Below are 1,297 nucleotides of genomic sequence, written 5' to 3'. Positions count from 1 at the left end.
GCTCTTTAACAATTTATCAGACAATCTGTGTGGGCACTCGCAGGATTGATATCAGCGTCTCCGGACGTAAAAAATATCAAGTCTCACGAGTGAACACATAATGAAATTCATTATGACGTTTTACAGATGAGCATCGCTGAACGTGTTTCAGCAAATCAAACTTAAATTGAAGAGTTTGATCATGGCTCAGATTGAACGCTGGCGGCAGGCCTAACACATGCAAGTCGAACGGTAGCACAGAGAGCTTGCTCTCGGGTGACGAGTGGCGGACGGGTGAGTAATGTCTGGGAAACTGCCCGATGGAGGGGGATAACTACTGGAAACGGTAGCTAATACCGCATAACGTCTACGGACCAAAGTGGGGGACCTTCGGGCCTCACACCATCGGATGTGCCCAGATGGGATTAGCTTGTTGGTGGGGTAATGGCTCACCAAGGCGACGATCCCTAGCTGGTCTGAGAGGATGACCAGCCACACTGGAACTGAGACACGGTCCAGACTCCTACGGGAGGCAGCAGTGGGGAATATTGCACAATGGGCGCAAGCCTGATGCAGCCATGCCGCGTGTATGAAGAAGGCCTTCGGGTTGTAAAGTACTTTCAGCGGGGAGGAAGGGTTGCTGGTTAATAACCAGCGGCATTGACGTTACCCGCAGAAGAAGCACCGGCTAACTCCGTGCCAGCAGCCGCGGTAATACGGAGGGTGCAAGCGTTAATCGGAATTACTGGGCGTAAAGCGCACGCAGGCGGTCTGTCAAGTCAGATGTGAAATCCCCGGGCTTAACCTGGGAACTGCATTTGAAACTGGCAGGCTGGAGTCTTGTAGAGGGGGGTAGAATTCCAGGTGTAGCGGTGAAATGCGTAGAGATCTGGAGGAATACCGGTGGCGAAGGCGGCCCCCTGGACAAAGACTGACGCTCAGGTGCGAAAGCGTGGGGAGCAAACAGGATTAGATACCCTGGTAGTCCACGCCGTAAACGATGTCGACTTGGAGGCTGTTCCCCTGAGGAGTGGCTTCCGGAGCTAACGCGTTAAGTCGACCGCCTGGGGAGTACGGCCGCAAGGTTAAAACTCAAATGAATTGACGGGGGCCCGCACAAGCGGTGGAGCATGTGGTTTAATTCGATGCAACGCGAAGAACCTTACCTGGCCTTGACATCCACGGAATTTGGCAGAGATGCCTGAGTGCCTTCGGGAACCGTGAGACAGGTGCTGCATGGCTGTCGTCAGCTCGTGTTGTGAAATGTTGGGTTAAGTCCCGCAACGAGCGCAACCCTTATCCTTTGTTGCCAGCGATT

Annotated in this window: 1 rRNA gene; it reads left to right on the top strand. The window is 53.4% G+C overall.

Annotation, left to right across the window (positions count from 1 at the left end):
* Positions 1-163: 163 nt before the first annotated feature.
* Positions 164-1,297: ribosomal RNA gene (locus tag AC3Y5R_RS24125) — 16S ribosomal RNA — on the top strand; the annotation flags it as partial.

The organism is Erwinia sp. 009765445, assembly GCF_058137865.1.
Note: the sequence above shows the minus strand (reverse complement) of the source record. Positions and strands in the feature narration are given on the sequence as shown.